Source organism: Novosphingobium sp. ERW19, from assembly GCF_012641315.1.
GTDB lineage: Bacteria > Pseudomonadota > Alphaproteobacteria > Sphingomonadales > Sphingomonadaceae > Novosphingobium.
In genome coordinates, this window is the sequence record NZ_JABAIC010000001.1 from 301195 (window position 1) to 327671 (window position 26477).

General features: G+C 62.5%; 21 protein-coding genes, 1 tRNA gene and 1 pseudogene. 8 read left to right on the forward strand and 15 right to left on the reverse strand.

Annotated elements, in window-relative coordinates:
- Window positions 1-7 precede the first annotated feature (7 nt).
- Entirely contained in the window at window positions 8-1147 is a 1140-nt protein-coding gene (locus tag HGI46_RS01525; protein WP_168902818.1) for an MFS transporter, read from the forward strand.
- On the opposite strand, the gene HGI46_RS01530 is transcribed toward HGI46_RS01525, so the two are convergent.
- The 7 genes from HGI46_RS01530 to HGI46_RS01560 all read right to left on the reverse strand — a co-directional run bounded on the left by HGI46_RS01530 (window position 1144) and on the right by HGI46_RS01560 (window position 6829).
- Window positions 1144-1389, reverse strand: coding sequence for a hypothetical protein (locus HGI46_RS01530; protein WP_168902819.1), 246 nt, complete (start codon window positions 1387-1389; stop codon window positions 1144-1146). The two genes, HGI46_RS01525 and HGI46_RS01530, sit on opposite strands and share 4 nt — an antisense overlap.
- Window positions 1390-1476: 87 nt before the next feature.
- Window positions 1477-3786, reverse strand: a complete 2310-nt coding sequence (locus HGI46_RS01535; protein ID WP_168902820.1) for a TonB-dependent receptor — start codon at window positions 3784-3786, stop codon at window positions 1477-1479.
- A 226-nt stretch (window positions 3787-4012) separates the two neighbouring features.
- Entirely contained in the window at window positions 4013-4435 is a 423-nt protein-coding gene (gene ndk, locus HGI46_RS01540) for a nucleoside-diphosphate kinase (RefSeq protein WP_118072266.1), read from the reverse strand.
- Window positions 4436-4515: 80 nt separating this feature from the next.
- The gene (locus tag HGI46_RS01545) at window positions 4516-4779 is read right to left on the reverse strand and encodes a hypothetical protein (protein ID WP_118072267.1); all 264 of its coding nucleotides are present in this window, start codon (window positions 4777-4779) and stop codon (window positions 4516-4518) included.
- The gene (locus tag HGI46_RS01550; protein WP_168902821.1) at window positions 4776-5207 is read right to left on the reverse strand and encodes a DNA polymerase III subunit chi; all 432 of its coding nucleotides are present in this window, start codon (window positions 5205-5207) and stop codon (window positions 4776-4778) included. Before HGI46_RS01550 ends, HGI46_RS01545 begins: the two co-directional genes overlap by 4 nt.
- Window positions 5207-5362 carry a DUF2256 domain-containing protein gene (locus HGI46_RS01555; protein WP_168902822.1) on the reverse strand — a complete coding sequence of 52 codons (156 nt, stop codon included), beginning with the start codon at window positions 5360-5362 and terminating at the stop codon, window positions 5207-5209. Before HGI46_RS01555 ends, HGI46_RS01550 begins: the two co-directional genes overlap by 1 nt.
- 9 nt (window positions 5363-5371) lie before the next feature.
- Window positions 5372-6829: a leucyl aminopeptidase gene (locus HGI46_RS01560; RefSeq protein WP_168902823.1), complete on the reverse strand. Its 1458-nt coding sequence runs from the start codon at window positions 6827-6829 to the stop codon at window positions 5372-5374.
- A gap of 104 nt (window positions 6830-6933) precedes the next feature.
- Between HGI46_RS01560 and lptD the strand changes: the two genes are divergently transcribed.
- Together lptD and HGI46_RS01570 are read left to right on the forward strand one after the other, a co-directional pair.
- A complete protein-coding gene (gene lptD / locus HGI46_RS01565) occupies window positions 6934-9216 on the forward strand; it encodes an LPS assembly protein LptD (RefSeq protein WP_168902824.1) in 2283 nt (760 codons plus the stop codon).
- 126 nt (window positions 9217-9342) lie between these two features.
- Window positions 9343-10701 carry a peptidylprolyl isomerase gene (locus HGI46_RS01570; RefSeq protein WP_168902825.1) on the forward strand — a complete coding sequence of 453 codons (1359 nt, stop codon included), beginning with the start codon at window positions 9343-9345 and terminating at the stop codon, window positions 10699-10701.
- A 3-nt stretch (window positions 10702-10704) separates the two neighbouring features.
- Here the strand turns inward: HGI46_RS01570 and HGI46_RS01575 are convergent, their stop codons facing one another.
- Window positions 10705-11724, reverse strand: a complete 1020-nt coding sequence (locus HGI46_RS01575) for a DNA topoisomerase IB (protein WP_168902826.1) — start codon at window positions 11722-11724, stop codon at window positions 10705-10707.
- A gap of 89 nt (window positions 11725-11813) precedes the next feature.
- Between HGI46_RS01575 and yghU the strand changes: the two genes are divergently transcribed.
- From yghU to HGI46_RS01590, 3 genes are all read left to right on the forward strand, one after another.
- Window positions 11814-12680, forward strand: coding sequence for a glutathione-dependent disulfide-bond oxidoreductase (yghU, locus tag HGI46_RS01580; protein ID WP_168902827.1), 867 nt, complete (start codon window positions 11814-11816; stop codon window positions 12678-12680).
- Window positions 12681-12770: 90 nt separating this feature from the next.
- A tRNA-Gln gene (locus HGI46_RS01585) sits at window positions 12771-12845 on the forward strand.
- A gap of 176 nt (window positions 12846-13021) precedes the next feature.
- Window positions 13022-14311, forward strand: a complete 1290-nt coding sequence (locus tag HGI46_RS01590) for an adenylosuccinate synthase (protein WP_168902828.1) — start codon at window positions 13022-13024, stop codon at window positions 14309-14311.
- 46 nt (window positions 14312-14357) lie between these two features.
- Here the strand turns inward: HGI46_RS01590 and HGI46_RS01595 are convergent, their stop codons facing one another.
- The gene (locus HGI46_RS01595) at window positions 14358-16652 is read right to left on the reverse strand and encodes a transferrin-binding protein-like solute binding protein (RefSeq protein ID WP_168902631.1); all 2295 of its coding nucleotides are present in this window, start codon (window positions 16650-16652) and stop codon (window positions 14358-14360) included.
- A 393-nt stretch (window positions 16653-17045) separates the two neighbouring features.
- Entirely contained in the window at window positions 17046-18257 is a 1212-nt protein-coding gene (locus HGI46_RS01605) for a surface lipoprotein assembly modifier (protein ID WP_240946521.1), read from the reverse strand.
- Window positions 18258-18591: 334 nt separating this feature from the next.
- Between HGI46_RS01605 and HGI46_RS01610 the strand changes: the two genes are divergently transcribed.
- Window positions 18592-19623: a winged helix DNA-binding protein gene (locus tag HGI46_RS01610; RefSeq protein WP_240946522.1), complete on the forward strand. Its 1032-nt coding sequence runs from the start codon at window positions 18592-18594 to the stop codon at window positions 19621-19623.
- 75 nt (window positions 19624-19698) lie between these two features.
- On the opposite strand, the gene HGI46_RS01615 is transcribed toward HGI46_RS01610, so the two are convergent.
- From HGI46_RS01615 to HGI46_RS01625, 3 genes are read right to left on the reverse strand one after another with little or no spacing between them, the layout of a single operon-like run.
- On the reverse strand, window positions 19699-20367 hold the full coding sequence (locus HGI46_RS01615; RefSeq protein WP_206065471.1) for an SCO family protein: 669 nt from the start codon (window positions 20365-20367) through the stop codon (window positions 19699-19701).
- A 50-nt stretch (window positions 20368-20417) separates the two neighbouring features.
- Complete coding sequence (locus tag HGI46_RS01620; protein ID WP_346766656.1) at window positions 20418-21947, reverse strand: hypothetical protein; 1530 nt, start codon at window positions 21945-21947, stop codon at window positions 20418-20420.
- 7 nt (window positions 21948-21954) lie between these two features.
- Window positions 21955-23418 (reverse strand): DUF4139 domain-containing protein, encoded by a 1464-nt coding sequence (locus HGI46_RS01625; protein ID WP_168902831.1) that lies wholly within the window; start codon window positions 23416-23418, stop codon window positions 21955-21957.
- A 102-nt stretch (window positions 23419-23520) separates the two neighbouring features.
- On the opposite strand from HGI46_RS01625, the gene HGI46_RS01630 reads away from it, so the two are divergent.
- Window positions 23521-25275, forward strand: coding sequence for a cation:proton antiporter (locus HGI46_RS01630; protein WP_118072294.1), 1755 nt, complete (start codon window positions 23521-23523; stop codon window positions 25273-25275).
- A 2-nt stretch (window positions 25276-25277) separates the two neighbouring features.
- On the opposite strand, the gene HGI46_RS01635 is transcribed toward HGI46_RS01630, so the two are convergent.
- Both HGI46_RS01635 and HGI46_RS22005 read right to left on the reverse strand, forming a co-directional pair.
- Window positions 25278-25967: a LysR substrate-binding domain-containing protein gene (locus HGI46_RS01635; protein ID WP_346766665.1), complete on the reverse strand. Its 690-nt coding sequence runs from the start codon at window positions 25965-25967 to the stop codon at window positions 25278-25280.
- A gap of 36 nt (window positions 25968-26003) precedes the next feature.
- Window positions 26004-26180, reverse strand: a pseudogene (locus HGI46_RS22005) (LysR family transcriptional regulator); the annotation flags it as partial.
- Between the last annotated feature and the right edge of the window lie 297 nt (window positions 26181-26477).

Consider the following 26477-nt stretch of genomic DNA (forward strand, 5'->3'; position numbering starts at 1 on the left):
GAGCGCCATGCAGCTCACGGCTATCCACCGCATCTACGCACACACCGGCCTGCAATCGTTTGTTGAGGCAAGCGGCGGGCTGTTCGTGGTCGGCTTTCTGGTCAAGCAGGGGCTAAGTCCGGCGCTTGCGCTGGCCAGCTTCGCTCTTGTGCTGATCTCACGCTTCGCCTTGCGAGCGGCAGTGCTGCCCATCGCCCATGCGCACGGACTGCGCGCTGTGCTGCTGCTAGGCTGCGGCGTTCGCGCTGCCTCGTTCCTGATGCTGCCGTTCGTCGAGGGTACGGGACTGCTGCTGGCGTATATCCTCGTCTCGGGGCTCGGCAGCGTGCTCTACTGGACCGGTTATCACGCCTATGTCTCGGCCGCTGGCGACAACGCCGCGTTGGGTCGGCAGGTGTCGATCCAACAGGCGACCACCGCCGCAGTGGGAATCGTTGCCCCAGTTGCGGGAGGCTTTCTGCTTTCCGGCGCGGGGCCGGTCATCGGCTTTGCCGTTATCGCGACGATGCAACTTCTTGCGGGCCTGCCGCTGGCCGGCGCCCCCAATCCGGCGATCCCCCGCGAAAGCCGTGCAAATCCCGCGATCGTCAGCGCAGGGCGTCGCATATACTTTGCCGAGGGGCTGCAATCGGGCTGCTCGGTCGTGGTCTGGAACCTCGCGCTGTTCGTAACTCTGGGACAGAGCTTTGAAAACTTTGGCGGCGCGCTGGCACTGGCGGGGCTGGGCGCAGCGGCAGGCAGCCTGATCATCGGCCGGCTGATCGACGGCGGGCGCGGTACGCATTCGCTTGCGCTCGCCTATGGCCTAGGTGCTGCGGTTCTGGTGCTCAAGGCTCTGGCGTGGACCTCTCCCCTGCCCGCGCTTGTTGCCACGGCGCTCGGGGCGCTGGCCGCGCCGATGCTGGCAACGGCCATGCTCTCGCCGCTCTATGCCATGGCACAGCGCTCGCAATGCACCTTGCGCTTCAACATGGCGACAGAGGGCGGGTGGGACCTCGGGTGCTCAACGGCCGCACTGGTTGCCGCAGCCCTGCTTGCGACTGGTTTCGGCTACTCGATGTCGATTCTGCTCGGCCTGCTTGCAATAGCCGGAATCGCGTGGGGCCTGACCCAGTGGTATCGTGCGGAACAGGCCTTAACAGCCTAGATCTCGCTGGCCTGCACCTGCGGCCTGCTTTCCCGCGTGCCACGATAGCGCACCGTTGAATCGTTGGGGTCTCCGGCGATGATCACGTGGTCTTCGTGCACTTCGACGAGTTCTGCCGCAAAAGGCATGTCCTCGAACATCGGGCTACAGACGATGCGATAGCTGACCGTGTCGCCAACCTTGAATGTCGCCGCATCGAAGTTGAATTCGAAGGGACAATCGCCCCCACCCATGCCCTGCATTCTTCAGGTCTCCTCTGGCGCATGACCTTAACAAAAAGGCCGCCGGAGTGAACCGGCGGCCTCTTGTCATTTTGCCTGAGCGATGGCTCAGAATTCGTAGCCGAGCGTAATGCCATATGTCCGCGGCGGCATCAGCGTGCCACCGATCGTGCGGCTGGTGGCCACCGCGTAGCTGCCCGCCCAGACCAGTTCGTTGGTCAGGTTGCGCACCCACAGGTTGACCGAAGTCCGGTCGTCCGAGTGGCGGTACTTCACGTTGGCATCGACCATCACATATCCGTCGGCGGCCATGCGATCGTCGTTGAACTCGGTGTGGTACTGCTTCGAACGGTAAGACACGTTCGTACCGAACACCACGCTGGCACCGCTCGAAAGGTCAGCCGTGTAGGTCGGGTTGAAGTTCAGCGTCCACTTCGGGCTCATGCGGGTGGCGTTGCCCGACAGGTCTTCGTCAGGCAGCGAAGCGCCGCCAGGGCCGAACAGCGCCGCGTTCAGCGGGTTCTTCGAGAAGAACTTGGTGAACTTGGAGTTGAGGTACGCTGCCGAAGCATCGATGGCGAGGCCGTCGATCGGGCGCCAGCGAAGTTCGAACTCAGCACCATAGGCCCGCGATTCCGCCGCGTTTTCGAGCGCGCTGGCGAAGAACGGCGGGTTCGGGATCGGGAAGGTCCGCTGGAACTGACCGTTCTTTAGCTTCTGGTAGAACACGGCAAGATTGGTCTGCAGCGAGCCGGCGCTATACTTGATGCCGCCTTCGAAAGCCTCGACCTTCTCCGGGTTCACGAACGGCGTGACCGCTGCTGCCGAACGGCGCGAACCGATTTCGGCAGTGCCGGACTTGAAGCCGCGCGACCAGTTGAAATAGGCCATCACATCGTCATTCGGGCGGAACTCGACACCGAGCGAGGGCGAGAAGTCATCCCAGGTCTTCGAGGTATCCCACTGCAGCGGATCGAGCACGAAGCCGGTCGCTGCGGTGCCGATCCCGCTGTTGTTCTTGATCTTGCGCTTTTCCCACGAGTAGCGGCCACCAGCCTTGAGCGAGAGCTGTTCGGTCAGGTCGTAGGTCACGTTGCCGAACACTGCCCATGTCTCGACATCGAGCTTGCCGTCGAACTGCACGCGGAACGGATCGGTGTTCCTCAGCACGTCAAAACCGATGTGGTTCTCGACGCGGATGTCTTCCTTCAGGTAGAAGCCGGCGAAGACTGCATGCAGTTTGTCGGTGTCGACGTTGAGCTGCAGTTCCTGGCTGAACTGGTTTTCGAACACCGGCTGCCAGTGATTGGCGCTGGTGCGCACGGCGTTGGTCTGCGCCAGCGGGTAGCCGGCGTATGACGACATGTCGAAGTCGTGGAAGAAGATCGCGCGGAAGTTGCGATAGCTGGTCAGCGACTTGAGCGCGACCGTGTCGGACGCTGCGTAGTCCATGATGCCGGTGAAGGCATACTGCTTGCGATCGTTGATCGGGTCGTAGTTCGTGTTGAGGTTGCGGACGTTCTTGGCAAACGACGCGGCGCTGCCATCAGCGTTGGTGCGCTGACCGAGCGCCGTAAGGCTGGCGACCTGAGTGCCGGGGAACGAAACTTCGCGGAACTTCACGGCCAGCGAGCGATCGTTCTCGGTGTGCAGTTCGCCGGTCAGCAGGATCGAAAGCTTGTCGGTCGGCAGGAACTGCAGGTGACCGCGCACCGACCACTGGTTGGCGTTGTCGATCTCGTTGCCGGTGAATTCGTTGATGCCGAAGCCATCGCGCTTGATGCGCTGGACGGCGACGCGCGCACGCACGCCTTCGGTGATCGGACCGCCAATCGCGGCATCGGTCTGGACGAGGAAGGCATCGCCACCGAGGGTCTGACGAACGTAGCCGTCGAGCTTGTCGGTCGGCTTGGCGGTGATCAGGTTCACCGCGCCGCCGGTGGCATTGCGGCCATAAAGAGTACCCTGCGGCCCGCGCAAAACTTCGACGCGTTCGAGATCGAACATCGAGCCGAGCTGCGCTTGCGCGAGGCCGACGACAACGCCGTCCACATGGAGCGCGACCGACGGGTCAACGCCCGGCAGCGAGCTCGACAGGCCGATGCCGCGGATGAACAGCTTGGCGAAGTTGAAGTCGTTGCCGAAGCTGATCGAAGGCACCAGCGCTTGCAGGCCTTCGAGGTTGACGGTGTTGTTGGCGGCCAGTTGCTCGGTACCGACAGCGGCAACCGAAAGCGAGACGTCGGAAAGCGACTGCGCACGCTTTTGCGCGGTCACGATGATTTCGCCGCCATCTTCGGACGAGGCCGCATCCTGAGCGGCGTCCTGCGCGAGAACGGGTTGCGAAAGGGCAAATGCCGCTGCGGCGAACAGACTGGTGCGCGCCAGCAGGCGCGCGGAAGCGCGGGTTGTGAACATCAGGTATCCTCCCTGAAGAGACCAAAGGCCTCAGCGTTCTCGTGTTGGAACAAAAGGATGCCTACGCCTTGTATGCCCCGCTTACAATTATGGTTATGTCGGATAACATGTGATTTGCAACGAAGCGTTGCATCCGCGCAACATTGACCGAAGGTCGGTATCGCACCCACGAAAAAGGCCGGAGCATCGCTGCCCCGGCCCTTCAATCAACTGCGGCTTTCGCCGATCAACCGACGATTTCTTCCGGCTTGAAGAAGTAGGCGATTTCGATCGCCGCGTTCTCGTCCGAGTCCGAACCATGAACGGTGTTGGCTTCGATCGATTCAGCCAGTTCCTTGCGGATCGTGCCGGGTTCGGCGTTGGCAGGGTTGGTTGCGCCCATGATGTCGCGGTTGCGCTGCATGGCGTTCTCGCCTTCGAGCACCTGCACGACGACCGGACCCGAGATCATGAACTCGACCAGGTCGTTGAAGAAGGGGCGTTCCTTGTGAACGGCGTAGAAGCCTTCGGCCTGCTCGCGGCTCATGTGGATGCGCTTCGAAGCAACGACGCGCAGGCCTGCTTCTTCCAGCATCTTGGTGACCGCGCCGGTCAGGTTGCGACGGGTAGCGTCGGGCTTGATGATCGAAAAGGTGCGGGTAACCGCCATGGGAGCGTTCCTTGCGATATAGGGATTCTGGTTGCGCGCGCCCCTAGCGAGGTTTGTGCTGCGGTGCAAGGATGGCGGAATCAACGACGAACGAACGCAACTGTCTCGCAGGCTTCGAAGGGTGGACATTGGACTTTTGCGAACCAGTTGTCGTCAAAGCCGGTCAAATCACAGAAACTATTCAGAAGTGCTCGCCATTCGGCACATTCCTCGTGGAAAAAATGGATCTGGCCGGAAACGACAACCTCGCAGCAGATCAGATCTGTCGTGATCTCGTCGCGCTTGAAGAAGGTGACACGATCAATTTGAGGAGGTGAGAATGGAAGCGAAGGCTCTCCGCTCACGGTCCCTCCTTCCACTTGCCGCCCTCCTGCCGCCAGTACCTGCGCTCGACGCCTTTGCGGCCACCCAGCATGCGCCAGCAGCCGCGTGCATCGTCAATCCGCGCAGGCGGAAAGAGCAGGAACACCCGCTCGAACTCCCCCTCGCGCCAGATGCCGTCGGCCAGCGCGAGATACTTCGCGCCGTTCGCGGCTTCGGGTGCGTCCGAAAGCAGTATAGGCTGGCGGTCGTCGTGCGCCGTCCCTGCCCGCCCGTTTGCCAGAAAAGTCTCGGGCAAGCGCGTCCACAACGCCTCGCTGACCCGGCGCAGCTGGGCCTCGTCCTCCGACACGACCAGCAGCCGCTCGCCCGCCCCCAATGTGTTGCGCGCGATCAGCGGCAGGACCTGCTCGGCGGGGTCGTTGGTCAACTGGTAGAAATCGACGCGCATCAGCCAGCCACCTTGCTCTTGCCGCTACGGCAGCGGTCGGAACAGAACTTCACATTGTCCCAATCCCGCTCCCACTTCTTTCGCCATGTGAACGGGAGACCGCATGCGGCGCAAACCTTCGTCGGAAGATCAGCTTTGCGCCGCATCTTCGGCATGGGACAGCCTCAGGCCTCCAGCACGTCGCGAACGTAGCGGTCGAGCACGCGCACGCCGAAGCCGGTCGCGCCCTTGTCCCAGGTCTGGCCAGGCTTGTCGGCCCAGACCATGCCCGCGATGTCAAGGTGCGCCCACGCCACGCCCTTGTCGATGTAGCGCTGGAGGAACTGCGCTGCAGTGATCGACCCGCCATAGCGGGGCCCGACGTTCTTCATGTCGGCAATCGGGCTGTCGATCAGCTTGTCGTAGGACGGGCCGAGCGGGAAGCGCCACAGCTTGTCGCCCGAGGCCTTGCCGGCTGCATCGAGTTTGGCGGCAAGGTCATCGTCATTGGCAAACATGCCGCCGTATTCATGACCGAGCGAAATGATCATGGCCCCCGTCAGCGTGGCGAGATCGACGATCGTCTTCGGCGAGTATTCCTTCTGCACCCAGGTCAGCGCGTCGCAAAGCACGAGGCGGCCCTCGGCGTCGGTGTTGATCACTTCGACCGTCTGGCCGGACATCGATGTGACGACGTCGCCGGGCCGTTGGGCGTTGCCATCGGGCATGTTCTCGACAAGGCCGCAGACGCCGATCACGTCGGCCTTGGCCTTGCGCTTGGCCAGTGCGAGCATGGTGCCAGCGACAGCGCCAGCGCCGCCCATGTCCCACTTCATGTCTTCCATGCCGCCAGCGGGTTTGATCGAAATGCCGCCGGTATCGAAGGTCACGCCCTTGCCGACAAAGGCGGTAGGCTTGTCAACGTCTGCGCCCTTCCAGCGCATTGCCAGTAACTTCGGCTCACGCACCGAACCTTGCGCCACGCCGAGCAGCGCACCCATGCCAAGCTCGCTCATTTCCTTGAGACCAAGCACGAGGATCTCGACGCCGGTGCCCTCGAGGCGCGCCTTGGCGCGTTCGACAAAGCTTTCGGGGTAGATGATGTTGGCGGGCTCGGCGACGAGCTCACGCGTGAACTCGATGCCCTCGGCAAGCGCCGATTCGATTTCCCAGGTTGCTGCAGCGCCTTCCGGGGCATTGACCGCGACGATCTCGGTCAGTGACGGCTTCTGCTCATCGCTCAGTTTCGTGCGATAGACATCATGGCGCCAGCCGCGCAGCCTTGCGCCGAACAGCACCGACGCCGCCTCGGCGCCGGACAGGCCGGAACCGCTGAAATCGATGGCAAGCGAAGTCTCGCCAGAGGTGAGGTACTTGGCGGTCAGTGCTGCGCCGGCCTTCTCGAGGCTGGCGCTGCGATCGGCGGCGTCTGCCTTGCCCATCCCGGCCAGAGCCAGCCGCTTCACGCCGGAATCGCCTGCGACAAAGGCCTCGAATACCTGCCCTGCCTTTCCGGCAAACCGGGCGGCCGAAGCGCCTTCGCGCACCACTGCATCAAGATCGGAAGGCAGCGCATCCTGCGCCACGAGACGGGCGACCAGACGGGGAAGCGGGGCATCGCTGGTGCGGAAAACGACCTTCATCGGGAACTCCTGAACGGAATGGACGTCACACTTCGACGCAAGCTGGGCGGGAAGCGGAAATTGTGGAATTGCAGTTAGGGTGCACTGGTGCGATAGGCAAGCGCATGCAACCCGCCCGGCGGCCGCAGCCGCAAGCCCTTGATCGACGCTTGCGCCTTGCGCGCTTGGCCGCTGCCTCCTCGGCACTGGCGCTATTCTCTACACTCAGTGCGCAGGCGAGCGCGCAGGAAGCGCCGCTTTCCTCGCCGGCGGGCGACGAATCCTCGGTCGACGATGTCGTTCGCTTCGAGGCGGACAAGGTCCGCTACGACAGCAACGCCGAAAAGGTCTTTGCCGACGGCAATGTCGTGCTCCGCCACGATGTGCAGACCGTCCGCGCTGATAATGTCACCTGGGATCGCACAACGGGGCAGATCCTCGCCACAGGCAACATCCGCTTCGTCGATGAGGACGGAAATACCGTCTATACCGACAAGGTGGAGCTGACCGACGAGTTCAAGGCCGGCGCAATCGAGGACCTGCTGGTCGTCCTTCGCACCGGCGGGCGCCTTGCCGCAGAGCGCGGGACGCGCGACGAATACGGCAACATGACGCTCGAAAACGCTGCCTATTCGGGATGCGCGGTCGAAGACAGCAAGGGCTGCCCGAAAAAGCCGAGCTGGGAAGTCACCGCCGCTCGCGTGTACTTCGATGCCAAGCAGAAGCGCGTGAAATACAAGGGCGCCACACTGCGCATGTTCGGCATGCCGATCCTGCCGCTGCCCGGCCTCGGCCACACGTCGGACTTCCGTGCCGAAACCGGCCTGCTGATTCCCGACTTCCGCCTAGGCGCGGCAAACGGCGCGGAAATCAGCGAGACCTGGTACTGGCGCATCGCCGACAACCGTGACCTTTCGCTGACCGGCACGTTCTACACCGGGTCGCTACCGATGTTGACGGCCAAGTACCGGCACCTCACCAACCTCGGCGCGTTTCAGGTAACCGGCTATGCGACGCGAAGCTCGCGCATTCCGCTCGGCAGCACGTCGACGGGCGCAGCCAACGCCAGCCAGCAGTCATGGCGCGGCTATCTCGACGCCAACGGCAAGCTCCAGTTCTCACCGCACTGGAGCCTGACCGGCAACGCTCGTTTCGCCTCAGACCGCACCTTCCTGCGCCGCTACGACATCAGCCGTGACGACCGTCTGCGTTCCTCGCTGAATCTCGAGCGCATTGACGACAACAGCTATCTCTCGATCGCCGGCTGGGTCACGCAGACCGTCCGCGTCAACGATCCCCAAGGCATGGTGCCCCTCGCCCTGCCGGCGATCGACTATCGCAAGCGCATGGCATTCGATGGCGTGCCGGGCCGGTTCGAACTGGAGGCCAACAGCCTGGCCATCGTCCGCACTGCGGGACAGGACAGCCAGCGCGCTTTTGCCCGCGCGCAGTGGGATCTCCGCACGATAACCGGCATGGGTCAGGAAGTGACACTCACCGGCCTCGTGCGCGGGGATGCCTATCACAGTTCAGACAATGACCTTACCACGACAGCCATCTACCGCGGCTTGCCGGGCTGGCAGACTCGCGCCATCGCCACGGCAGCCGTGGACGTGAAGTGGCCTTTCGTGGGCGACGCATTCGGCGGCACGCAAGTGCTGACGCCGCGCCTGCAAGTCGTGGCGACTCCGGGCGTTCGCAACTTCGAAATCCCGAACGAGGATTCGCGCTCGGTCGATCTGGAAGACACCAACCTTTTCGCCCTGAACCGCTTCCCGGGTCACGACCGTATCGAAGACGGAGTGCGTTTCACTTACGGCTTCGATTGGACGTTTCAGCGTCCAGGCCTTCGCGTAATGACAACGATCGGCCAAAGTTATCGTCTGTCGAGCCAAGCGACCATCCTGCCCGACGGCACCGGGTTGACCAATCGCGCCTCGGACTATGTCGGCCGCACAACCGTCCGGTTCGGCGACGTCATCAAGTTCACGCACCGCTTCCGGCTCGACAAGGACAGCTTCGCGCTTCGCCGGAACGAGTTTGACGCGACGATAGGGAACCATCGCCGCTATATCGAGGCGGGTTATCTCAAGCTGAACCGCAACATTGCCACCGCATTCGAGGATCTGCAGGACCGCGAGGAACTGCGCATCGCTGCCCGCACGCCCATTACCAATGCGTTTTCCGTATTCGGCTCGGCAATCGTCAACCTGACGGACCGCAACGAAGACCCGACCCGCACGTCAGATGGTTTCCAGATGCTGCGGCATCGTCTTGGCGTGGCCTACACCGACGATTGCCTCGACCTCTCCTTCACATGGCGGCGTGACTATGTGAACATTGGTGACGCGGTGCGCGGCAACTCCTTCCAGATTTCCCTTTCGCTCAAGAACCTCGGGGTGAAATAGCCTCTTCTATTGCCCTTTTGCGTCTGATGCGCCACTCAGCTTGGGTTAAGCCGCCCGCGGCCAGAGAGAGATCATAGCAGAAGGCCGCCGTACGAGCGCCAGTTCGACAGGACAAATTCCAAGACCATGACGTCCAAGCTGAAGATCACCCGCAAGGCGGTTTCGCGCACGCTGGGTTCCACCGCCATGGCGCTCGGTGCGCTTTCGATCGCCGCCTCGCCGGTTCTGGCGCAGGGAGCAAATGCGCCTCTCAACATTCCGGCCAATCCGACCATGTTCGGAACGAACGATCCTAACGTCCGTCGCGCGACTGCCATCATCAATGGCGAGATCGTGACCGGCACCGACGTGGAACAGCGTCTGGCCCTGATCGTGTCGGCCAATGGCGGCAAGATCAGCGCAGAAGAAACCGAACGCCTGCGCATGCAGGTGTTGCGCAACCTGATCGACGAAACGCTTCAGATTCAGGAAGCCAAGGCTGCCGACGTACCGGCCGACGACGCGCAGGTGGAATCGACTTATGAGCGCGTGGCCACGCAGAACTTCGGCCAGTCTCCCGAAGCGATGGAAAAGTATCTCGCACGTATCGGCTCGTCTGCAGCTTCGCTCAAGCGCCAGATCCGCGGTGAAATCGCATGGCAGAACCTGCTGCGACGCAACGTGCAGCCGTTCGTCAACATCTCGGAAGGCGAAGTGCAGGAAGCCATCCAGCGCCTCCAGGCCTCGAAGGGCACCGACGAATACCGGATCGGCGAAATCTTCCTCGCCGCAACCGATGAGAACAAGGCTCAGGTCTTTGCAAACGCAGAGAAAATCGTCGAGCAACTGAAGCAGGGAGGCAGTTTCGTCGCCTACGCCCGGCAGTACTCGGAAGCTTCGACCGCTTCGGTGGGCGGCGATCTCGGCTGGATCCGCCTTGGCCAGTTGCCGACCGAACTTGCGACGGCTGCGGGGTCAATGGCTCCCGGGCAACTTGCCGGCCCTGTTGAAATCCGTGGTGGGTTCTCCATCCTCTACCTGATCGACAAGCGCCAGGTCCTTACTGCCGACCCGCGTGACGCCCTGCTGAGCCTCAAGCAGATTTCGATCGAATTTGCCAAGGGCACCTCAAACGATCAGGCGACCAAGCGCGCCGCAGAGTTTGCTGCAACCGTGAAAGCGATCAAGGGCTGCGGCGATGCCGAAGTGCAAGCCACCAAGATCGGCGCCACTGTTGTCGCCAACGATCAGATCAAGGCACGCGATCTGCCGGCGCAGCTACAGGATACCTTGCTGAACCTTCAGGTCGGGCAGACAACACCGCCGTTTGGCTCGATCGACGAGGGTGTTCGTGTGCTGATGCTCTGCGGTCGCGATGATCCGCAGGTCGCCAGCGGCCCCAATTTCGACGAGATGATGGCGCAGATGGAAGACGATCGCGTGAACAAGCGTGCGCAGACCTATCTACGCGACCTGCGGCGCGACGCTGTCATCGAATACAATTGATCTTCAACCGGCGGCACTGATCAGTTCGGCGGCCGTCGGTCCATTTTCTAGCAGCTCCAAAAGCCCTCGCTCGTGTCGCGACAGCCATCGCGTCGCGCGCGGCAGGCGAAGCTGCTGCCGCCACTGCTCCTGTTGGTCGAGCAGGCCCAGCACGGCGGGGTGAATGTAGCTCTTCCGGGCGATTGCCGGCGTGTTTCCGAGGTGCTCGGAGACTTCCGCCAGCAGCGCCTTGAGCGAAACCTGATCAGTGGCCTGCGCCAGCGCTGCAAAACCAACGACACTGGCCCGCCACGTTCTGAAGTGCTTGGCAGTGAAGTCTTCGCCCATCACCTCGCGCAGCCAGTCGTTGACGTCTGATGAGCCCACCGGACACGGGTGACCATCCTCGTCAAGGTACTGAAAGAGGTTCTGTCCCGGCAGATCCTGCATCTTTCTCACGAAGCGAACGAGCCCCCGATCGGTTACCTGCATTTCCCGATCCTTGCCCGATTTGGCCCGGAAGCGCAGACGCAGCACCTGCCCCTTCACCTCGGCATGGCGCATCCTCAGCGTCGTCGCCCCGAAACTGCTGTTGGCACGCACATAGGCTTCGTTGCCGACGCGTATCCCGCCGCTGTCCAGTAGCCGCACGACGCTGGCAATGCAGCGGTCGCGCGAAAGCTTGCTACGCTCCAGCTCGTCCGCCACGCGCGCTCTGACCAAGGGCAGCAGACGACCAAAGACGGCACAGCGATCGAACTTCTCGCTTTCCCGTTCAGCCCGGAAGTCAGGATGATAACGGTATTGCTTACGTCCCTTGGCGTCGGTCCCGGTCGCGAGAATGTGACCATTCGGAGCAGGACAGTACCAGGTGTCGACATAAGCCGGAGGCAGGGCGATCGCATTGAGGCGCGCGATCTCGGCGCGGTCCGCGATACGCTTGCCTTTCGCATCGAAATAGGCCCAGCCTCTGCCGCATCGTCGCCGTGTCACGCCGGGAAGGTTATCATCGACATGCACGAGTTTTGCGGCTTTGCTCTCCATAGGTCGGCGAACGGCTGCAGCGCGCTTGCAGTTCCCGCGTCACGCCGCGATATAGTATGCAATGCTAACAAAGTTCGAAGGAGCTCCTGATGTCAGAAGATTACGTTCCGCCAAAGGTCTGGACGTGGGACAAGGCGAATGGAGGCGCCTTCGCCAGCGTCAATCGCCCGATTGCAGGCCCCACCAGCGAGCGTGACCTGCCGATCGGCAAGCACCCCTTTCAGGTCTACTCGCTCGGCACACCCAACGGGCAGAAAGCCACCATCATGCTGGAAGAACTCCTCCATATGGGCTTCTCCGGAGCGGAATACGACGCTTGGCTGATCAAGATCTTCGATGGTGACCAGTTCACGACGGGCTTTGTCGACATCAACCCGAACTCCAAGATTCCTGCGATGGTCGACCGGTCCGGACCGGAACCTTTCCGGGTTTTCGAATCGGGTGCGATCCTCATGCACCTGGCTGAGAAGTTTGGCGTCCTCTTGCCGACATCCGGTCAGGCGCGTGCCGAATGCCTGTCCTGGCTCTTCTGGCAGGTCGGCTCGGCGCCCTTCATCGGGGGAGGCTTCGGCCACTTTTACAACTATGCGCCAATCAAGATAGAATACGCCATCGATCGCTATGCGATGGAGACCAAACGCCTGTTCGACGTCGCCAATCGCCAGCTTGCCAAGACCCGCTATCTCGCCGGTGACGATTACACCATCGCCGATCTCGCCACCTACACCTGGTTCGGCAACATCTACCGGGGCGAGGCCTATGGCGAAGCTGCAACCTTCCTGTCCATGCACGAATATGAGCACGTGGGACGTTGGGTCGCAGAAATCGACGCACGCCCCGGCGTTCTGCGTGGGCGGCTGGTAAACTCGCAAAAGGGCATTGCGGAACGCCACGACGCCGGCGACTTCGACGCCCTGCCCCCTGAAAAACTGCAGAGCATCGTCAAGGGCTTCTGACGAAACAGAAGCGGGTGGGCGGACCTTCCGCTCACCCGCTTCAAGCCCTCTTGGCATATGGCCTGACCGCGCTATAAGCGCGCCTCCTGTTGGGGCGTCGCCAAGTGGTAAGGCACCGGTTTTTGGTACCGGCATTCGCAGGTTCGAATCCTGCCGCCCCAGCCAGGACAATACCTCCCATCTCGGCAAAGACGCTTGCAGCGCGCTTGACTTTGGGTGGCCTATGCCACTAGGGCGCGCACCGAAATCCGGGGTCTTGCCCCGCTCATCCATCCCGTTTCGCCGAGTCCTGTCGAAGGGCGTCTTGAGGATCCACCCGGGCAGGGTGGAGGAGTGTATCCATGGCCAATGTAACCGTTATCGGCGCCCAGTGGGGCGACGAAGGCAAAGGCAAGATCGTTGACTGGCTGGCCAGCCGCGCCGATGCCGTGGTCCGCTTTCAGGGCGGGCACAACGCCGGCCATACCCTCGTCGTCGGCGAACAGGTCTACAAGCTCTCACTTCTGCCGTCGGGCATTGTTACCGGGACGCTCTCGATCATCGGCAATGGCGTGGTTCTCGATCCCTGGGCCTTGAAGGCCGAGATCGAGAAGCTGACCGGGCAGGGCGTGGAAATCAACGCCGAGAACTTCGCCATTGCCGACAATTGCCCGCTGATCCTCCCGCTGCACCGCGACCTTGATGGCCTGCGCGAACAGGCTGCCGGCTCGGGCAGGATCGGCACCACGGGCCGCGGCATCGGCCCTGCCTATGAAGACAAGGTCGGCCGCCGCGCCATCCGCGTGTGCGACCTTGCCCATCTCGATGCGCTCGATGCCCAGCTCGATCGCCTCTGCGCACACCACGACGCGCTGCGTGCAGGCTTTGGCCAGCCGCCGGTCGATCGCGCCGCGCTGATCGCCGAGCTGCGCGAGATCGCACCCTACGTCCTGCAGTTCGCACAACCGGTGTGGAAGCGCCTCAACACCGTCCGCAAGGCTGGCGCTCGCATCCTGTTCGAAGGCGCGCAGGGCGTTCTGCTCGACGTTGACCACGGCACTTATCCGTTCGTCACCTCGTCCAACACGGTGTCCGGCACCGCAGCATCTGGCTCGGGTCTTGGTCCATCGCAGACCGGTTTCGTGCTCGGCATCGTCAAGGCCTATACCACCCGCGTCGGCTCCGGCCCCTTCCCCACCGAACTGGAAGACGAAGTCGGCCAGCGCCTTGGCGAGCGCGGCCACGAATTCGGCACTGTCACGGGGCGCAAGCGCCGCTGCGGCTGGTTTGACGCCGTGCTGGTCCGCCAGTCCTGCGCCATCTCGGGCGTGACCGGGATCGCGCTGACCAAGCTCGATGTGCTCGACGGTTTCGATAAGGTGAAGATCTGCACCGGCTACCGCTTGCGCGGAAAGGTGCTCGACTACTTCCCGGCCCACGCCGCCGACCAGGCCGAAGTCGAGCCGATCTACGAGGAAATGGACGGCTGGAGCGGCACCACCGCTGGTGCGCGTTCGTGGGCAGACCTGCCTGCGCAGGCGATCAAGTACATCCAGCGGGTGCAGGAACTGATCGAAACGCCGGTGGCCCTCGTCAGCACCAGCCCGGAGCGCGAGGACACGATCCTCGTGCGCGATCCTTTCGTCGATTAAACAGCTGCAGCCTCACCGTCCGGGGGGATGGTGAGGCTGCAATCAGTCAGTTCTTCTTGCCGACGGTCACACCCGAATAGATCGATTGCTGTCCGCCCAGCGGATTCAGCTGCAGGAGGAACGACCCGCCCCATTCGGCAGCATTGGCGCCAAAGAACATTCCATTGAGGAAGCTGGTGCTGAGCACATCGGTGCCGGTTCCCCTCAGGGTGAACGTGTTGCCAACGCCGCAACCTGGGCAATTGCCTGCAAGCGATCCACTGTAAGTGAAGTTGCCGAGGCTCGACGTAGCGTTGTTGCCGACATCGGTCGCCGTCAGCGCAAGGACGGCACTACCGGTGCCTGCGGCGAAGTCCGCCGTGAAGGTGCTGGTCCCCGAAAGCGAAGCCTCGCGCTGCGTGGCACCGTTCCGGCCATAGCCATAGACCACCCCGGAATAGCTTGCCGAGCCTGTCCGCGGGATCTGGAAGCTTGGCGTCAGCCCGCCGAACGGCACATAGTAGTGCGTCGCCACCTGGCGTCCGTCTACCGTGTCGGTGCGCACCACTTCGGCAAAACTGGTGTAAGTCAGAGCGATGGAGGGATTACCACTACCGACCTTGAACACCCGCGCGGTGTAATCGGCGCCGCGATAGACATCGAAGGTGCTGGTGCTTTCCGCCGCCTTGTAATCCGCCGCTGCCAGCGTCTGCGACAACTGCACGGCATTTCCGAAGTTCGTGCCGGTCGTCTTGGACGTGAGGACATAGGACTTGTTCGTCGGATTGTAGGTAACCTCGACATTGGTATCGAGCAGCGCCTGCTCTGCCGGGCTGAGACCATTGACGACATAGTACTGCGAATCGTTGCCTGTCAGAACCGTCGTCGTCGTGAGGCCGGCAAGTCCGCTTTGGGAAGCAGTGCCGTCCGATCCGCGCCCGCCTGCAAGCGTCGCTGCCATCACCGCACCGCCGGTGCTGCTCGCCTGAACAACCGCTCCGACCTGCTCCGCGGCAGGTCCGAAGAATTTGCCTGACAACGTCCCGTTGTAATCGGTCGCGCCATCAAACGCGATGCTGCCGTTGAAGGCATTTGCGCTGGAAGAGAGCGTCGCATTGCCGCTCCAGTTGCCTGCATCCGCTTGCGTGCCGGGCCAGGCTCCGCCGGTTGCCGGAATGCCATTGCCGATCGTGTAGGCCCCGATTGTCGAGATCGCGCCGGTCTGGAAATTGACGTTGACGCTACCGGTCCCGTTCACACCCTGAATCTTCGCGCCATTGGCCATCAGCCCCCCGTTGAGGGCCACGTTGAAAGCCGCCGATCCCGTGCGCGGCGTTGCGGCGTTCGTCGTGGCAAAGCCATAGACGAAGGCGTCGATCTGACCGAGGCTCGACCGGCGATCGGTCAGGATGCCAGCGCGCAAATAGTCGCTGCTGGTGTAGAAATCATAAGCCAGGCTGGTGTTCGACGCCTTCGTCGGCTGCCACATGATCCGGCCATCGCTGCCGTAGAACACCAATGGCGACCCGTTTGCGCCTTGATGGACAGAGGCAATCCCGTTCCCTGCCGCCACTGACGAAAGATTGCCCGCCCCGTCCAGAGTGCCTTTTGCAGACGCGCTCAAGGGCTGGTAGAACTGGTCTGTCGCCGGACTGTCGAGGCTGGTCGAGGTATTGACCGGTGTCGTGCCCCGAGCGCCGTAGATCACGCCGGTCGCTGCGACGTCCGAGTTGGGGTTCTGCGAGAAAGCCGCCCCAACCTCGTCGGCATTGGGGCCGAAGAAAGCCCCGTGCAACTCACCGGTTCCGGCGCTGCCCAGGGTCAACTGCCCAAGAAAACTGTTTGCGCTCTTGGAAAGCAGCGCAAAGGCGTTCCAGTTATAGCCCCGCGCGGTAATGTTGGTCTGGACGTCGGTCTCGTCATAGAAACCGCTTCCGGCAATGCCACCCGACAGGAAATCGACCGAAAGCTTGCCTGTCCCCCCGAGCGCATAAATGTTCGTGCTGAACGTCCGCGCGCCCAGCAGCTTTACATCGAAGCTGGCCGCGCCTGTCCTCGGCAGCGACCCATTCGGCGTCTGCACCCCATAGGCGAAGGAAGAAATGCGCCCATCGATCGTGGTGCTCCCATTGACCTGGCGCTGCCATATCCCTGCGCCCACATAGCGTGTCTGGCCGGCGGCGGTCCCCGTCGTGGTCAACGAAAGGAACTCGGTCGTGTTGCCCGATACGAACTTGTAGGTCGTGATCGCGCTGTTCGATTGCGTTGCGTCGATGTCGCCCGGACCAAAAGTGCGGCTGCGGGTGCCATCCGAGACAGTCCACGAACGATTGGTGGCATTGTAGGAAACGGTGAGTGCCAAGGCTGAAGCCGACGTGCTGACCGCCGCGCCATTTGTCGGGACACTTACAGTTCCGACGGACGCGACATTCTTGAAGCTCTCGCTCACAAGCGGCGCTACCAGGCTCGTATTTGCCGTCGGTGTCGGTGTCGGTGTGGGCGTCGGTGTGGGGGTTGGTGTTGGCGTCGGAGTGGGCGTAGGCGTAGGCGTAGGCGTGGGCGTGGGCGTAGGCGTAGGCGTAGGCGTGGGCGTAGGCGTGGGCGTGGGCGTGGGCGTGGGAACCGGCGTAGGTGTGCTGCTGACGCCATTGCCGCCACCGCCGCACGCAGCCAGCATCAGTGCAATGGTCAAGGCAGAAGCTGTCGCAGCCCTGCGGTTATGTCTGGTCATTGCCCTCTCCCCTTGTTGCTTACGTTAGAATGCTGACGTGAGGCCAAGTTCAGCCGCGCGCCGGTCGAAATCGAATATGCCCACCGTCGAAGTGTTGCGCTCAACCCTGAGGCGCAAAAACGGTGCAATGCCCTTCCACTGCAGGGCGCGGAATGTTGCCGAGAGCCCGAGGCTGAAACGGTCATCCACGCGCTTCTTCGGGTAGAGAAACAGGCGCTCGTCGGCCTCCAGGTGCGAGTAGCCCCCGTCAACCACGACTGTCGTCCTACCAAGCTCCCTGAACAAATACGCTGATGTGCCGCCGGTCCAGTCAGACCAACCAGCATCGCGGGCCGACGTGCGGCTTGCCCGCAACTGCATCCCGCCCCCAAAACGCGCACTGAAGGCCCGATCGATCCCGAAAGTGCCAGCGTAGATCGTCGAATCCTGCAGATCGTTGCGCAGATTATCTAGACGCGAGACTGCCGCCTCGGCACGCAATTGCGATCGTTTGCCCAAAGGATGCTGGAACACCGCTGTGCCGCCCCAGCCCTGACTGAACGCCGCTTGGCCGTACCAGCGCCAGGACGGGCCTCCTGAGAAAGTAATCCGGTCCGCACCAGACTGGAACTCTGGCCCGAACTGTACGGCCAGCGCATAATCGTCGAACTGTCCGGAGCGATAAAAGTCACCACTGCCCGATAGTCGCGCCAGCAGACGCGATCTGGCGCCGAGCGGCAAGCGCAGATACCCCTGCGCGCGCGCCGCAAGCCCCAAGCCGGATTTGGCCTTGGCATCATCGCTCAGGGTGAAGTCGCCGATGACAGTGCCGAGGGTGTCTGCTCTGGTTGCGCGATTGATGTTGCTGTCTGGCGCAAGCGCAAGCTCCAGACTGCCGCCAAGGGGTTTTGCAGCAGCAAGCGCTGCAGCATAGAAACGCACGGCCCGCTCGACATCGGCCGGAAGCTGGCCACTCGCCTGTGCAGCTCGCATTTCACGCTCGGCAGCGCCCAGTCGCCCCATCATCGCGTCCATGCGGGCAAGTTCCAGTCGCACCCGCGCTGCGTCCGGCTTTTCATCGAGGATGCGACGCAGTTCTACTGCCGCATCGCGCGTTCGCTTCATCTGGTCGGCAAGCATCATCGCCAGACGAAACCTGGCTTCGCTCCGCAGTTCGATATCGGGATTGCCTGCCAGGGCGCGATAGGCCGTTTCGGCCGTGACATAATCGCCGGCATCGCGAGCCGAATCAGCCAACTGGAAAAGTTGGGCCGCTGTCAACTGCAAGCTCTGCGTCGATTCGTCCTGCTTGGTATTTTCACCAGCTGTTTCAACGAGAAACGGCTGGGCCTGCACTAGTTGCGCTGGAACATCCGAAATGGAGGCAATTGGTGGTAGGAACACCGGCCCGGTATCGCGAACAAATCCGCTCATATCAAGCCTCGAAAACGCGGGGATTCCTCAGACTCCGGGGACGCCTGACCTCGATGTCCGTCAAGCTCCATCCAAAATCGAGATAAATGATCTTGACCTGATCCACGTATGTTCCACTCATGTTCACACTTAGGGCAAGTACTGAGGGAACATTGCAATGACGCTGGTCCAAGCATCTGCACCAAACCGTGCCGCCACTGATCTTGACGCCCCTCCTTTCGCCGACGGGGACGTTGCGTGGCTTAGCCCATCCACGCCGCTTGCCGTGTCGATCTTTGCCGATCGCAGTTATCTTCGCATGGAAATGGCCGAAGATGCATCGGCGGCCGGGTTGCGGGTCTGCGGCACGGGTGAGCTCGCGCAACTTGTCAATTCGCGTGCAGAGCAGACCTTGGCTGATCTCATACTGGTCGATTGCCCCCTCCTCGAAGGTGCCGACATTGCAGCACTTGTCTCGCTGGATGAACGGGCGGCCCGCACCGGCAGCCAACTGATAGTTTCGACAAGCGTAGGGGCACTGGATGATGTCTTCGGCTGCCTCGATCAGTCCGGCGCGCAGATACTGGTCAATCCCTCTCGGTCGGACCGGGTCATCGCGCTCGGCCACATCCTCGCCTCTCCTGCGCTCGCAGCCAAGGGAGGGCGTGTTCGCGAATTGTCGGACACCGATCGGATGTCCTTGCTTCGCTTGACCCAGCAAGTAAGCGAAATCGCCAATCGCCTGGAAACGCTGTCGGGTTCGTCGGCAGGAACCGATCACGTTCACGCCTCGGCCTTCGCATTCGATGCGACCGGAGAGCGGGACTGCGGCGGCATGCGGCTCGGGCGAGGCGCTCGCCCCTCGCTGCCTGACCCTCGCCTTGTCCGCAAGATCATACGCCAGCGCCAGCTGCGCGCCCGCTTCTTCGAGGGCGATCTCTTCGCTGACCCGGCCTGGGACATGCTACTCGATCTCACAGCGGCGCGGGCAGAGCATAAAAGAGTGTCTGTCACGTCTCTGTGCATTGCATCGGGCGTTCCGCCGACAACGGCGCTGCGGTGGATCGGCCAGTTGACCGAGGCCGAGCTTCTTTGCCGGGCCGAAGACGCCACGGATCGTCGCCGTGCATTCATCGCCCTTTCCGACAAGGCGGCAGATGCAATGGCGCACTACTTCGCGGAAATCGAGGCTGCCGTGCCATCGCTCTGACCGCCATCGTCAAAACTTTCGGCTACGCTGGAAGTCGTAAGGCCATGGGCTCAGCAGCCCGCCACCCAAGCCAATTTATCGCATCTTGTTCGATGCGGCTTGAGATGTTTCGGTCGTGGGTGATCTGCTGAGAGCGGCATCGCGCAACTTGGCCTCGATGCGGGCATCATCCTCCATCGGACTGAGCGTATCCCAGAAATCGCCATCAGCGTTGTAGACGAACGCCTTGGTCGTATGTTCGATGCGGTAGCTGGCGCCCGATTGCGGAATGACCTTAACGAACACGCCGGCATTGTCGGTAATGCGGTTTATGACCTCCGGATCCCCCGTCAGCGCGATGATCTCAACCCCAAGACTTTTGACGAAGGCATTGAGGCGCTGCGGCGTGTCCCGGGCAGGGTCGATGGTGATGAACACGATCGGAAGGTCTTCATGTGCCCAACCCATCCGGGCACGGATGCGCGAAAGGCGTACGAGCATCGCCGGGCACCGATCCGGGCATGAAGCATAGCCAAAGTATGTAATGTAGGGATGCCCTTTAAGGCTGGACCGCTGGAACAGTGATCCGTCTTGCGCGACAAGCCGATAGTTGCCGTCCTCAGCAACCCCTGACTGTTCGTATTGCTTCTCCGACTGTCTCGCCCACAGGAGATAGCCTGCCGCGCCAAGCAAAAGCAGTAGCACGACAAAAAACAGCGGCTTACGCGCCATGAACGATCGCCGGATGTCGCTCTGCATGATCATGCCGCCGAGATAGCAGGTGAAAATGTCTTCGGAAGGATAAGTGTCGGTTTTTAGTCAGAATTAACTATCCTGTAAGTCAGGCTGGCCTTGCCCCGCGCTGGCACCATGACTGACCAGATCGTTCGCCCATCCTTGCGCGCCAGACGTCGCGGGGAGATGCCTTCTACAGTCCCCCCCGAAGAAATGCGCGCCTCGAAGCGCACCGGAACCGGCCGCGCATTGCTGACGTTCAACGCCACCGTACGGGAAACCTTGCTTGAGCCGATCTCCTCGGCGCTAGCCACGATCTGCGTCGCCTCTCCAAGCAGGATCTCGACGTCTTCGCCCACCGCGCGGTCCGGAAGTCCTCCCTCGCCTGCCAGAAGCATTGATCCCTGATCCGGGCCAGAACCAACAGGTTCGAACACGGTGACCGGTCCACCCGGCAGCGGCAGGCCCAAACCGTCTTCCTTGCGGTTGCGGGTGCGCAACATCTGGCGCACGACTCCGACACGGTCTTCATGGACATCCGCACGATAGAGCGCCTCCATCTTGACGCCATGCCTTTGCGCCAAGGCCACTTGCTTCTGCGCATTGGCTGCTACGGTAACCCGCACTGGCACCCGGTAAAGCTTGAGATCGCCAAGGCCCTCCTGCTGCACGGTCACGGGCGCATTCATCGCGCCCGCACGCCGAGCAGTGACGACGATATCAGCCATTTCCATCGCCGGGGCGGGCATGACCATGGGCGGGGGCGGCGGTGCAGGCGGCGGCGGTGCCAGTTGCGACAGCAAACAGGTCAGTTCCAGCTCTCCGCCCGAGGGCTTTTCGCCGTGCGTACTGTCCTCGCGGTTGACCTTCCCGGCGATCACCGCGGTCTCCGCTTCGGCAAAACTCGTGGAATCGCTGCTGGCAAGGGTTACCCACGCCGAGACATCGGCCGTCCGGCCATCCGCGTTCATCTGCACGACGTAGTTGGATTGCCAATCGAAACCCCAAGCGAGGTAGGACAGGGACAGCGTTGCCTTGTGCGCCACCGGACTATCCGTTTCGATTGAAAGCGTGGGCTTCGCTGACAAGTCCTTTGGCGCATCGGGATAGAGTATTTCGTCCTCCAGGCCGCCGCAGTTGGCAACTTCGAAGCCCGCTGCCGTCTGCACGATGGCAGCCCCATCAGGGCCAGAGCGGATCACCGCGCGCTCTTCACGGACCTTTTGGGTCGCAAGGTCGGTTCTCCGCAAGATGACCGGCCGACCAAACATGCGCGCATAGAGGCTTCGGGGCGAAAGCAGATCGGCGTCGAGGTTCTTTTCTCGCACACCTGACGGCAGTCCCGTCACGATCGCGCTTTCGGGGAACAGCCCCGCCGCCACGCCTTCGAACCGTACGGTCGCCCTGCCCGCAGGTATCTCCACGGTCCGCTGTTCGGTTACGAGCGCATATCCCTGCAGCCAGTCGAGGTTCATGGCTTCGTCGCTGGCGCGATCGGGCGCACGATAGACGCTCACCGAAACGCTTGCGGGCGCAGGCGAAGTGATGATCTCCTCGCTCGCCGCCGGCGCGGCGGAAAGCAGCAGTGCAAGGGCTGCAGGAAATCGCACGTCGGGCCTAATACCGGGTGTCGAATTGCACGGTCAGCGTGGCCTCGCCGTTGGCAGGCACTGCCACTTGCCACATCCGCTCGTCGGCTGAGCGCTGTTCACCTTTCACGCTTTCGGAAGTTACCCGCGTGTCGTGCCACCAGTTGTCGAGGCCGCCTTGTACCACTTCCACCGTGACCGGCACGGACTTGGCATTGGTCACCTTGTAGCTCATCGTCGTGCGCCAGAAGACCGTTTCGGTCTCGACCGTCACCTCGCTTGGCGCCTTGCCCGGCGTGGTCACACGATAGCGGGCTGTCTTCTCCCATTCCCCGCTGTCGATACGCTCCCGCTTCTCCATCACCGGCTGGACCTTCACGTCGAAGGCCTCTCCGGTCTTGAGCGCAAGGTTCGATCCCATCGGCGTGTGTCCGATCGCATTCTCGCCGATGAACTGCGGTTGCCCGCGCATATCGCGCATGTACACCCGCACCGTACCCGCAGGCAGCGCATCGCCCAGCCCTGCCTCTCGCGCTGTTGAAAAGCGCAGGACGGTGTCTGCGCTCTGCGGCTCGGTCTGGCTGGAAAGCCAGCCGTTGCGGAAGTGATAGGCCTTGGTCGCGGGCGCGCCGCCGACGTCGAGGAAGCTGACCTGCTTCTGCTGGGCATTGGCCACAGTGGTTCGTCCGGCAATCGGATAGACGTAGAAGTCACCCAGGCTCTCGCGATTTGCGCTTTGTGTTCCAGGTCGGTTACCCGGCATCATCGGTCGCTGGGGACGATACCCGCCATTATAGCCGCCGCTGCCATCGCCCACCGCGCCCGCCACCAGCAGCACCTTGGCCTTGTCGAAGGTCGTGCCGCTGTTGTTGGTGAGCGTGATCCAGCCCTGCACATCTATCTTGCCCGCTGCCTCATCGAACAATGCCACGTAATCCGCCTTCCAGCCGAACCCGCGCGAGAGATAGCTCAGCGAAACCGGGCGCGTGCCCGGCGCGGTCGTGTCCAGGGTTACCGATAGTGTCGGCCGAGCACGCAAGCCGGGCGGCAAGCTGGGAAACAGCACCCGCGCACCGTAGTTCTGCAGGACTTCGATGTGGTTTCCGACGCGGACGATCGTGCCGCCGTTATTGGCGAGAATCGTCGCCGTCTCGCGCTTGTCGTCAGCCCCGCGCACAAGCGTCACGGTCTGTCCAACGGCCTTGTCCATCAGCTTCTCGGGAGTCAGCAGGTCGTAGTCGAAGTTCTGTTCGACAATGCTTGTCCCCCCGGCATTCAACGTCACCGTCTCCGGTCGGATGGCTGCTGAAACATCAGGAAATTCCTGACGATGCCGGCCCGTCGGCAGCGCCATCTGCCGCACGTCCTGCACCAGCGCGAGATCGTTGTTGTAGATCGTCAGAGACACGTCGCCCTGCGCACTTGTCGGAACGGTCTGGGCCAGAGCCACTGCGGGAACAGCCGATCCCAGAAGACCAAAAACCTTGCGCATCTGCCCCTCCACCGTTCTCCAATCGCTAACCTGTCGCTGGCGCCAGATCAACGCAGGCTGAACGACGGTTGCGATGAAACATGAGCAGCCTAAAGAGAAGGGATGGCCGAACACACATCAATGCTCCGCGATGGCTTCATCCTGCTTGGATTCGCCCTGGCTTTCGTATTGATTTTCCGGCGATTGGGGCTGGGCGCAACCTTGGGCTACCTCGTGGCCGGAGCTGTCGTCGGCCCGCAATTGCTGGGTCTGGTCGGAGACGCGGAAGAAAAGCTCGGCATCGCCGAACTGGGCATAACCCTGCTGTTGTTCCTGGTTGGGCTGGAACTGAATCCGTCGCGCCTGTGGAAGATGAAGCGCGACATCCTTGGCCTTGGCCTGCTTCAGGTAACCGCCTGCGGGCTTGCTGTTGCCGGCATGATCCTGTTGACCACGGACTTCAGCTGGGAAGCAGCGCTGGCCCTCGGACTGCCGCTGGCGCTCTCGTCGACGGCGCAGGTGTTGCCGATGCTGCAATCCTCCGGCCGGTTGCGCACGCCGTTTGGCGAACGCGCTTTTGCAATCCTGCTCTTCCAGGATCTCTCGATCATCCCGATGATCACGATCATCACGGCAATGAGCCGCAATCCGGAGGATGCCGGTGGCCCTCCCGGTTGGCTGATGGTCCTGTACTCGCTCGGTGCGATAGGTGGCCTGATCGCTGCTGGCCGCTATCTGATCCGGCCACTCTTTCGACTGATCGGCAATCTTGGCGAGCGCGAAATGTTCGTGGTCGCCGCCTTGTTCACCGTGATGGCTTCGGCGGCCATCATGGAGCTGCTCGGCCTGTCGACGGCGCTGGGCGCATTCGTCGCGGGCGTCATGCTCGCAGACAGCCCCTATCGTCATGAACTCGAAGCCGATGTCGAGCCATTCCGGTCGATCCTGCTCGGGCTCTTCTTCCTGGCCGTGGGGATGATGCTCAACCTTGCCGCCATCGCCGAGCGCCCGCTGTTCGTCGCCGGCATGGCCCTTGGCCTGATCGCGGTGAAGGCGGCGATCATCTTCGGCATTGGCCGCCTGTTCGGCATGCCCTGGCGCGGCGCACTCGCCCTCGGCCTGCTGCTCAGCCAAGGTGGCGAGTTCGGCTTCGTGATGTTCGCTCAGGCGCAAAAGGCGCTGCTCATCGCGCCCGAAGCTGCCAGCCTGTTCGGGGCCGTTGTCACCCTGTCGATGGCCACGACGCCGTTCCTGATGATGGCGACCGCCGGGATCCGCCGCGAAGCGGAGAGCGCTTCGTCCGGTGAGCGCGAAGGCCCCCAGCCCGATGGTTCCAATGCCGTGGTCGTGGGTTTTGGCCGTTTCGGACAAGGTGTCACGCAGATGCTGCTGGCGAGCAACATCCCGGTGACGATGGTCGATACCGACATCGAGATGATCGACGTCGCAGCCACCTTCGGGGCCAAGGTCTATTTCGGGGATGGGACAAGGCTCGATCTGCTGCGGCAAGCCGGGGCAGCGGAAGCGGAGATGATCTTCTTTTGCATGGACGGCGATCAGGTCACGGCCGATCTGGTCGAGGCCGTTCACGAGGCTTTCCCGCGCGCATCGGTATACGTTCGCGCCTACGACCGGCGTGCGCTCATCCGGCTGCGTGGCACGCCTGTCAGCGCGGTCGTGCGCGAAGTCATGGAGTCTGCGGTCAAGATGGCGCGCGTCGCCCTTGCTGACGCAGGTCTTTCGGCTGAAGATATTGCGCGCGCCGAAGACATGTTCCGCGCCCGTGACCGTGAACGACTGAAGCTGCAGATCGAAGCGGGCGACGTGCGCGCCGCGCGAGACCGCATCATCACAGAGCCGCAGGCCCGCCCGACCTAGGGTCAGGCAAGCAGCCCGGCGGCCTCGCTGCAGATGCGCTGCGCCAGCGTGCGGTAATCATCCGCGCTTGCCGACTTGGCCCGCCAGGCAGCAACGATGGCGCGCTCGCAGCGCCAGTTCGCAACCGGCAGCCGCACGACCAGAGCATCGCCCCCCACTTCCGACCGCAGGTAAAGTTCGGGCAGAATTGCCAGGCCAACACCGCTGCCCACCATCTGGTGAATGCTGTCGAGACTGGTGCCCTCGTAATCCAGCAGCATTTCGGCCCCAAGTTCGGCGCACACCCGCTGGACCTGCTGATGATAGTGGTGACGGGGGTCGAGCGTCAGGAAGCGCTCTCCCTTGAGGTCCGACCGGTCAATGTGCGCAAGCCCGGCGAGGTGATGGCTGCGCGATGCCACCACGCTCATCGGTTCGTCGAACAGGGGGACGACCTCCAAATCCTCGCCGATCACCGGCCCCGGCCCGACCATCAGATCAATCCTGCCGGAAACGAGCTCACGGCTCTGCTCGGCCGGGATTCCTTCACGGATATAGAAACGCATGTCACTCTGCTCGGCATTGAGCGCACCGATCAGGGCGGGCAAAAGGTAGGGCCCCAGCGTCGGCGTGATCCCCAGCCGGACGACCCCGGACAGCTGCTTGCGGGCGCGCGCCGCAACCGCGCGGATGTCCCGGATCTCACGCAGCACCCGGCGCGCTCTTTCGGCAATCTCCCGACCGACCGGCGTCAATTCCACGTTTTGTGATGCGCGATCGATCAAGGTTGTGCCGAGGCGATCTTCAAGAGCACGTAACTGATGACTGAGCGTAGGTTGCGAAATATTGCAGGATTGTGCCGCGCGTCCGAAGTGACGCAGTTCGGCAACTGCCAGGAAATACTCAAGCTGTCGGACCGTAGGCATGCGACCTCCGATAGAAGCATTCTATCGATTAGTCGCCGATCTTTCGATTGGACGCAACGGGCTGGCCTCGGCAATGTGCTGGGGCAAGGCAGAAGAGGATGCCCCGCCGACGGTCGATTTCCCACAGTTCACGCTCGTCCCCCCTCGCTGAACTGCCCGACTGTCCCTTGATGCCTTGCCGGGGCGACGCACCGCCAGTCCGCGTCGCCCCCACGAGTTTCGCAACGGGCCTTGCGCGATCAACCCGGCGCAAGGCGCGCCACTGCCGACCTGGCCCGCCCCCGGAAGCGGCAAGCC

Excerpts from the sequence above, each read along its gene's own strand:
- HGI46_RS01550 (WP_168902821.1), bottom strand. The coding sequence starts at position 5,207 with ATGCGCGTCGATTTCTACCAGTTGACCAACGACCCCGCCGAGCAGGTC.
- HGI46_RS01610 (WP_240946522.1), top strand. The coding sequence starts at position 18,592 with ATGACGCTGGTCCAAGCATCTGCACCAAACCGTGCCGCCACTGATCTT.
- HGI46_RS01615 (WP_206065471.1), bottom strand. The coding sequence starts at position 20,367 with ATGATCATGCAGAGCGACATCCGGCGATCGTTCATGGCGCGTAAGCCG.
- HGI46_RS01535 (WP_168902820.1), bottom strand. The coding sequence starts at position 3,786 with ATGTTCACAACCCGCGCTTCCGCGCGCCTGCTGGCGCGCACCAGTCTG.
- HGI46_RS01590 (WP_168902828.1), top strand. The coding sequence starts at position 13,022 with ATGGCCAATGTAACCGTTATCGGCGCCCAGTGGGGCGACGAAGGCAAA.
- HGI46_RS01630 (WP_118072294.1), top strand. The coding sequence starts at position 23,521 with ATGGCCGAACACACATCAATGCTCCGCGATGGCTTCATCCTGCTTGGA.
- HGI46_RS01560 (WP_168902823.1), bottom strand. The coding sequence starts at position 6,829 with ATGAAGGTCGTTTTCCGCACCAGCGATGCCCCGCTTCCCCGTCTGGTC.
- HGI46_RS01525 (WP_168902818.1), top strand. The coding sequence starts at position 8 with ATGCAGCTCACGGCTATCCACCGCATCTACGCACACACCGGCCTGCAA.
- HGI46_RS01530 (WP_168902819.1), bottom strand. The coding sequence starts at position 1,389 with ATGCAGGGCATGGGTGGGGGCGATTGTCCCTTCGAATTCAACTTCGAT.
- HGI46_RS01575 (WP_168902826.1), bottom strand. The coding sequence starts at position 11,724 with ATGGAGAGCAAAGCCGCAAAACTCGTGCATGTCGATGATAACCTTCCC.
- HGI46_RS01570 (WP_168902825.1), top strand. The coding sequence starts at position 9,343 with ATGACGTCCAAGCTGAAGATCACCCGCAAGGCGGTTTCGCGCACGCTG.
- lptD (WP_168902824.1), top strand. The coding sequence starts at position 6,934 with ATGCAACCCGCCCGGCGGCCGCAGCCGCAAGCCCTTGATCGACGCTTG.
- ndk (WP_118072266.1), bottom strand. The coding sequence starts at position 4,435 with ATGGCGGTTACCCGCACCTTTTCGATCATCAAGCCCGACGCTACCCGT.
- HGI46_RS01625 (WP_168902831.1), bottom strand. The coding sequence starts at position 23,418 with ATGCGCAAGGTTTTTGGTCTTCTGGGATCGGCTGTTCCCGCAGTGGCT.
- yghU (WP_168902827.1), top strand. The coding sequence starts at position 11,814 with ATGTCAGAAGATTACGTTCCGCCAAAGGTCTGGACGTGGGACAAGGCG.
- HGI46_RS01555 (WP_168902822.1), bottom strand. The coding sequence starts at position 5,362 with ATGCCGAAGATGCGGCGCAAAGCTGATCTTCCGACGAAGGTTTGCGCC.